We start from the raw sequence: 6,503 nt of genomic DNA, 5'->3' as shown, positions 1-6,503 counted from the left end.
AGCGGTCCTCCTGCACCAACCGCTCGGAGATCAGGATCGAGTCCTCGAAGTTGTAGCCGTTCCAAGGCATAAAGGCGACACGCAGGTTCTGTCCCAGCGCCAGCTCGCCCATATCGGTCGAGGGACCATCCGCGAGCACATCGTTGCGCACCACCAGATCGCCCGGCGCCACCAGCGGACGCTGGTTGATGCAGGTGTTCTGATTCGAGCGCGTGTACTTGGTCAGGGTGTAGATGTCGACACCGGCCTCGCCGGCCTCGGTCTCCTCGTCGTTGACCCGGACCACGATGCGCCCGGCATCGACCGCCTCGATCACACCGCCGCGGCGCGCCCAGACCACGACGCCCGAGTCCTTGGCCACGACCCGCTCCATGCCGGTGCCGACCAGCGGCTTCTCGGCACGCAGGGTCGGTACCGCCTGACGCTGCATGTTCGAGCCCATCAGTGCGCGGTTGGCGTCGTCGTGCTCGAGGAAGGGCACCAGCGAGGCCGCGACCGAGACGATCTGCCGGGGCGAGACGTCCATGTACTGGACCTCGTCCGGCGTCTTCATCGTGAACTCGTTCATGTGCCGGCAGGAGACCAAGGCGTCGGTCAGCCGACCGTCGTCATCGAGCGTGGCGTTGGCCTGGGCGATCACATAGCTGCCCTCCTCGATCGCCGACAGGAACTCGACCTCGTCGGTGACCTTGCCGCCGTCGACGCGCCGATAGGGGGTCTCAAGGAAACCGTACTTATTGGTCCGGGCATAGACCGCAAGCGAGTTGATCAGGCCGATGTTCGGTCCCTCTGGGGTCTCGATCGGGCAGACGCGACCGTAATGGGTCGGGTGCACGTCACGAACCTCGAAGCCTGCGCGCTCACGCGCCAGACCGCCTGGCCCCAGCGCCGAGACGCGCCGCTTGTGGGTGACCTCGGAGAGCGGGTTGTTCTGGTCCATGAACTGCGAGAGCTGACTGGAGCCGAAGAACTCCTTGATCGCCGCCGACACCGGCTTGGCGTTGATCAGCTCCTGAGGCATCAGGCCCTCGGATTCGGCCAACGACAGGCGCTCCTTGACCGCCCGCTCGACCCGCACCAGACCGACGCGGAACTGGTTCTCGGCCATCTCGCCGACGCAGCGAATCCGCCGGTTGCCGAGGTGGTCGATATCGTCAACAGTACCGCGGCCGTTGCGCAGCTCGACCAACACCTTCAGGGCATCGACGATGTCGGAGGTTTCGCCATGCTCCGCGACCAGCTTGGTCGAGAAGGCATCGGTGCGCTGCGAGAAGTAGCGGCCATCGTAGAGGATGCCCGGCCCCTCGGTCTCCTCGCGCTGCAGCCGGCGGTTGAACTTCATCCGGCCGACGGCCGAGAGGTCGTAGCGCTCGGGCGCGAAGAAGAGATTATGGAACAGGTTCTGGGCCGCTTCTTTGGTCGGCGGCTCACCCGGGCGCATCATCCGATAGATCTCGACCTGGGCCTCGAGCTCGTTGGTCGTCTGGTCGATGCGCAGCGTCTCAGACAGGTAGGGGCCGTGATCGAGATCGTTCACAAACAGCGTCTCGATACGCTCGACGCCCTTGTCGCGCAGCGTCTCGAGCAGCTCCTCAGTGATCTCGGCATTGGCCTCGGCGATGATCTCGCCGGTCTCGGTGTCGACGTGGCTATGGGCTAGGGTGCGGCCGACCAAGAACTCATCCGGCACCTCGAGCCGTTCGACGCCAGCCTTCTGCAGCGCGCGGATGTGCTTGGCTGTGACCCTGCGGCCGGCCTCGACCAAGACCTCATCATCGAGCTTGATCTCGAAATTGACGGTCTCGCCACGCAGCCGCTCCGGCACCAGCTCGAGCTCAGGCGCCTTGGCGAGATGGAAGGTATCGGTCTCGAAGAACATCGAGAGGATGTCGTCAACGCCATAGCCAAGCGCGCGCAGCAGCACCGTTGCCGGCAGCTTGCGCCGACGGTCGATGCGCACGAAGACGTTATCCTTGGGATCGAACTCGAAATCGAGCCAGGAGCCGCGGTAGGGGATCACCCGGGCCGAGAACAGGAGCTTACCGGAGGAGTGCGTCTTGCCCTTGTCATGGTCGAAGAAGACACCCGGCGAGCGATGCAGCTGGGAGACGATGACCCGCTCAGTACCGTTGATGATGAAGGTCCCGGTCTCGGTCATCAGCGGCAGGTCGCCCATGTAGACCTCTTGCTCGCGGACATCCTTGACCACCTTGGCCCCAGCCGGCGCATCCTTGTCGTAGATCACCAGACGCAGCAGCACGCGCAGCGGCGCCGCATAGGTGGCACCGCGCAGATGGCACTCACGAACATCGAAGGCCGGCTCGCCAAGGCGGTAGCTGACGTATTCGAGCACGGCGTTGCCGGAATAGCTCTCGATGGGCAGCACGGTTCGGAATGCGGCGTGCAAACCGACCTCATCACGCTCCTTCGGCCGCTTTTCCAGCTGCAGAAAGTCGCGATAGGAATCGATCTGGGTCGCCAGCAGGAACGGGACCTCCATGATCGTCGGGCGCTTGCCGAAGTTCTTGCGGATGCGCTTCTTTTCGGTAAACGAATAGGGCATGCTGCCTTCCCTCGTAATAGGTCTTTGAGTAGCCTTGAACGTCCGCCGCGGGAGCGGATGCTGGCCGGGAGCGAAACCGGCGCCACCGGTCAGCTGTGCGAACAAGCCTTGAGATCGAGGCCCGCCGCGCGAGATTGAGCGCCCACATCCCCACCGGGCGCTGAGCCTATCAGCGGAAACGGCAAAAGGCCGGCGGCCCGAAGCCGCCAGCCTTAGTCGATCCCAGCTTGAAGGCAGGGTGCAAGGATGGCGTTACTTGATCTCGACAGCCGCACCAGCCTCTTCCAACGCCTTCTTGGCGGCCTCGGCGTCGTCCTTGGAGACGCCTTCCTTTAGCGTGGCCGGGGCACCTTCGACGGCGTCCTTGGCCTCCTTCAGGCCCAGGCCGGTCAGGGCGCGCACCGCCTTGATCACGGCGACCTTGTTCGAGCCGAATGAGGTCAGCACCACGTCAAACTCGGTCTGCTCTTCAGCCGGAGCCGCTTCCGCAGCCCCAGCGGCTGCCGGTGCAGCGGCGACAGCAGCCGCTGCAGTCACACCGAACTTCTCTTCCATCGCGCTGATGAGATCAACGACCTCCATCACCGTCATGTTGGCAATGGCTTCCAGGATTTCGTCTTTAGAAACAGCCATGGGCTTATCTCCGGATTAATGATTCGTTTGCAATAAAAGGTCGCTAGTGCTGGGCTCGTGGCCCCGCTGAGGCTCAGAGGCTCAAGCCGCCTCTTTCGCGTCGCGCACCGCGCTGAGGGTACGAGCCAGCTTGCTCGGCACCTCGTTGAGGGTTGTGGCCAGCTTCTGCACCGGTGCTTTCATCACCGCCATTAGCTGACTGATCGCCTCGTCGTAGGTAGGCATCTTCGCTAGCTTGCTGAGCTCGGAGCCATCCAAGAGTTGTCCGCCGATCGCGATCATGCGGACCTGGAACTCTTTGTGCTCTTTGGCGAAGCTCTCAGCGATGCGGCCAACCGAGCCGGGATCGTTCTGTCCAAATGCGAGCACGAGTGGGCCGCTTAGGGCCTCATCCATACAGGCAAAGTCAGTACCGGCCAGCGCACGCTTGGCGAGCGTGTTCTTGACCACCCGCACATAGACACCAGCCTTACGCGCCTCGACGCGCAGCTTGGTCATCTGATCGACGGTCAGCCCGCGATACTCGGCGCCAACCGCCGAGTGTGCGGTCTGAGCAACCTCCGCGACCTCGGCGACGATGCGTTCTTTCTGGGCAAAGGTCAGTGCCACAGACGTCACCTCCTAATCGGATTGAGGTTAGACAAGTGTCCAACCAAGTGGATCAGCTCCCCGCTCCCTCACAGGCAGCCGATCATGGAACGTGTACCGTCGCCAGCAAACCGGTTCCGGGACACCATCTACGCAGGCGGTGATTAAGCCGAGACGTGCACGCTTCCTGTGCCGCGACCCGACGCCTGCGGTCTTTGACGGACGACGGCTGTGCAGCCGCTGTCCCAAAGCTCATCAAACAATGTGATCAGAACGCTAGCGCGCTGTGATCGATGGTCAAGCCAGGACCCATGGTTGACGAGACCGTGACCTTCTTCATGTAGACGCCCTTGGCTGCACTGGGCTTGGCCTTGGCCAAATTCGCCAGCAGCGCCTCGAGATTCTCGCGCAGCTTGTCAGCGTCAAAATCGATCTTGCCGAGCGGACAGTGGATGATGCCGGCCTTGTCGGTGCGATAGCGCACCTGACCGGCCTTCGCATTCTGCACGGCCTCGGCCACGTTCGGAGTGACGGTGCCAACCTTCGGATTCGGCATTAAGCCACGTGGGCCGAGCAGCTTACCGAGCTGGCCGACGACCCGCATCGCGTCCGGCGAGGCAATGACGACGTCGAAGTCGAGATTACCGCCCTTCATCTCTTCAGCCAGGTCTTCCATGCCAACGCGATCAGCGCCGGCCTCAGTCGCTGCGTCGGCGTTCGCGCCCTGGGAAAAGACCGCGACGCGGACCTGCTTGCCGATGCCGTGTGGCAGCACGGTTGAGCCGCGCACCACCTGATCAGACTTACGTGGATCGACGCCCAGGTTCACAGCAACATCGATATTCTCGACAAACTTGACGCTCGAGAGCGACTTCAAGAGCTCAAAGGCCTCGTCGGCTGCATAGGTGCGGCCGCGCTCGACCCGCTCACGGATGGCCACCGCGCGTTTGCTCAACTTCGCCATTACGCAACCCCCTCAACCTTCAGGCCCATAGCCCGCGCGCTACCGGCAATGGTACGCACAGCCCCCTCGAGATCAGCGGCGTTGAGGTCCGGCATCTTGGTGTTTGCAATCTCTTCGATCTGCTCACGCGTCACCGTACCAATAATGGCGGTGTTTGGCGTCGGACTGCCCTTGGCAACGCCGGCGGCCTTCTTCAACAAGATTGAGGCGGGCGGTGTCTTGGTGATGAAGGTGAAGCTGCGATCCGAATAGACGGTGATCACTACCGGTGTCGGAAGGCCCTTCTCGAGATCCTGGGTCTTCGCATTGAAGGCCTTACAGAACTCCATGATGTTGACACCATGCTGACCCAGCGCTGGGCCAACCGGCGGACTCGGGTTGGCCTCGCCGGCCTTGACCTGCAGCTTGATATAAGCGGTAACTTTTTTCGCCATCCTGTGACGCTCCTGTGGGTGCAAACGCTGACGACAAGCCAGCTCCCCAACGCATGGACCGCGCAATGCACGGTTGTGGATGAAAGAGATGGACGATCAGTCACGATCAGCCCATCCAGGCATGCAACGGCTGATCAGCCCTTCTCGACCTGACTAAACTCGAGATCGACCGGGGTCGAACGGCCAAAGATCGAGACCGAGACCTTGACCCGGCTCTTCTCATAGTCAACCTCTTCAACGACACCATTAAAGTCGGTGAAGGGGCCGTCGGTGACACGAACCACCTCACCTGGCTCATAGAGCACCTTTGGCCGAGGTTTCTCGACACCTTCCTGAACGCGCTGACGGATGGCCTCAGCCTGGGCATCGGGGATTGGAGCCGGTCGATCACCCTTACCGCCGATAAAGCCCATCACGCGCGGCACATCCTTGACCAGATGCCAGGTTTCGTCGGTCATCTCCATGTTGACGAACACATAGCCCGGAAAGAACTTACGCTCGCTCTTGCGCTGCTGGCCGTTACGGATCTCGACCACCTCTTCGGTGGGCACTAAGATCTCGCCAAAGGCGTCTTCCATACCAGCGCGCGCAGCGCGCTCACGCAGCCCCTTCGCGACATGGCTCTCGAAGCCGGAGAAGGCATGAATCACGTACCAGCGCTTGGCCATATCAGCCGCCGTTCCCGACCAGGAGGTTGAAGATGGCTCGTAAGATCGTATCGAACAGCCACAGGATGAGACCGAGGATGAACACCATCACAATGACGATCAGCGTCGTCTGGATGGTCTCCTGACGCGTAGGCCAGACGACCTTGCGCACCTCCATGCGCGAATCAAGCGCGAAGCGCCAAAGCCGCTTTCCCTGAACAGAGGTCAAGGCCAACGCAGCGGCACCGCTCGCGATAACGAGCAGCCCCAGGGTGCGCAACAGCACCGAGTACCCAGCGAAGAAGTAGAAGGCCCAGATGCCGCCGACCAACAAGAGGACCGCGACGGCAAGTTTGGCCGTATCCAGGCCGGTCGAAGCGGCCTCGGCTCGTGCATTCATGGGTTACCGGACACCTTAGCGGTGCGTGTTTGGCAGGCCAGGAGGGACTCGAACCCCCAACCTGCGGTTTTGGAGACCGCTGCTCTGCCAATTGAGCTACTGGCCTAGAAAAATCGATTCCTGTCGATCACGTCCCTGTGCTGAGGTGACCCGAGAGAAGGAGCCAGGCCGTCAGCCTAGCACAATCTCGACCTCGATCCAGTTGCCGCTAGCGGCTATTCAATGATCTTCGCGACGACGCCGGCGCCGACGGTACGGCCACCTTCGCGCACTG

7 protein-coding genes and 1 tRNA gene are annotated in these 6,503 nt (G+C 62.1%); all 8 read right to left on the bottom strand.

The annotated features are described in order from the left end of the window. Window positions 1-2,563: DNA-directed RNA polymerase subunit beta (rpoB, locus tag ACY693_RS13070; protein WP_462322266.1), on the bottom strand; the 2,563-nt coding region annotated here is incomplete at its 3' end. 252 nt (window positions 2,564-2,815) lie between these two features. Beyond that, window positions 2,816-3,196 carry a 50S ribosomal protein L7/L12 gene (gene rplL / locus ACY693_RS13065; protein WP_462322265.1) on the bottom strand — a complete coding sequence of 127 codons (381 nt, stop codon included), beginning with the start codon at window positions 3,194-3,196 and terminating at the stop codon, window positions 2,816-2,818. Between the two features lie 81 nt (window positions 3,197-3,277). Beyond that, window positions 3,278-3,805 carry a 50S ribosomal protein L10 gene (gene rplJ, locus ACY693_RS13060; protein WP_462322264.1) on the bottom strand — a complete coding sequence of 176 codons (528 nt, stop codon included), beginning with the start codon at window positions 3,803-3,805 and terminating at the stop codon, window positions 3,278-3,280. 247 nt (window positions 3,806-4,052) lie between these two features. Continuing rightward, entirely contained in the window at window positions 4,053-4,748 is a 696-nt protein-coding gene (rplA, locus tag ACY693_RS13055) for a 50S ribosomal protein L1 (protein ID WP_462322263.1), read from the bottom strand. Continuing rightward, complete coding sequence (rplK, locus tag ACY693_RS13050) at window positions 4,748-5,182, bottom strand: 50S ribosomal protein L11 (protein ID WP_462322262.1); 435 nt, start codon at window positions 5,180-5,182, stop codon at window positions 4,748-4,750. The genes rplA and rplK overlap by 1 nt, the downstream gene beginning before the upstream one ends. 134 nt (window positions 5,183-5,316) lie before the next feature. Further along, complete coding sequence (gene nusG / locus ACY693_RS13045) at window positions 5,317-5,850, bottom strand: transcription termination/antitermination protein NusG (protein ID WP_462322261.1); 534 nt, start codon at window positions 5,848-5,850, stop codon at window positions 5,317-5,319. Window position 5,851: 1 nt separating this feature from the next. Next, window positions 5,852-6,229: a preprotein translocase subunit SecE gene (gene secE / locus ACY693_RS13040; protein ID WP_462322260.1), complete on the bottom strand. Its 378-nt coding sequence runs from the start codon at window positions 6,227-6,229 to the stop codon at window positions 5,852-5,854. 30 nt (window positions 6,230-6,259) lie between these two features. Next, window positions 6,260-6,335 (bottom strand) — tRNA-Trp (locus ACY693_RS13035). Between the last annotated feature and the right edge of the window lie 168 nt (window positions 6,336-6,503).

The organism is Halochromatium sp. (genome assembly GCF_054919635.1).
Note: the sequence above shows the minus strand (reverse complement) of the source record. Positions and strands in the feature narration are given on the sequence as shown.

What these genes read in the sequence shown, in the direction of transcription:
- rplL (WP_462322265.1), bottom strand. Translation starts at nt 3,196, where the DNA reads ATGGCTGTTTCTAAAGACGAAATCCTGGAAGCCATTGCCAACATGACG.
- rplA (WP_462322263.1), bottom strand. Translation starts at nt 4,748, where the DNA reads ATGGCGAAGTTGAGCAAACGCGCGGTGGCCATCCGTGAGCGGGTCGAG.
- rplK (WP_462322262.1), bottom strand. Translation starts at nt 5,182, where the DNA reads ATGGCGAAAAAAGTTACCGCTTATATCAAGCTGCAGGTCAAGGCCGGC.
- nusG (WP_462322261.1), bottom strand. Translation starts at nt 5,850, where the DNA reads ATGGCCAAGCGCTGGTACGTGATTCATGCCTTCTCCGGCTTCGAGAGC.
- secE (WP_462322260.1), bottom strand. Translation starts at nt 6,229, where the DNA reads ATGAATGCACGAGCCGAGGCCGCTTCGACCGGCCTGGATACGGCCAAA.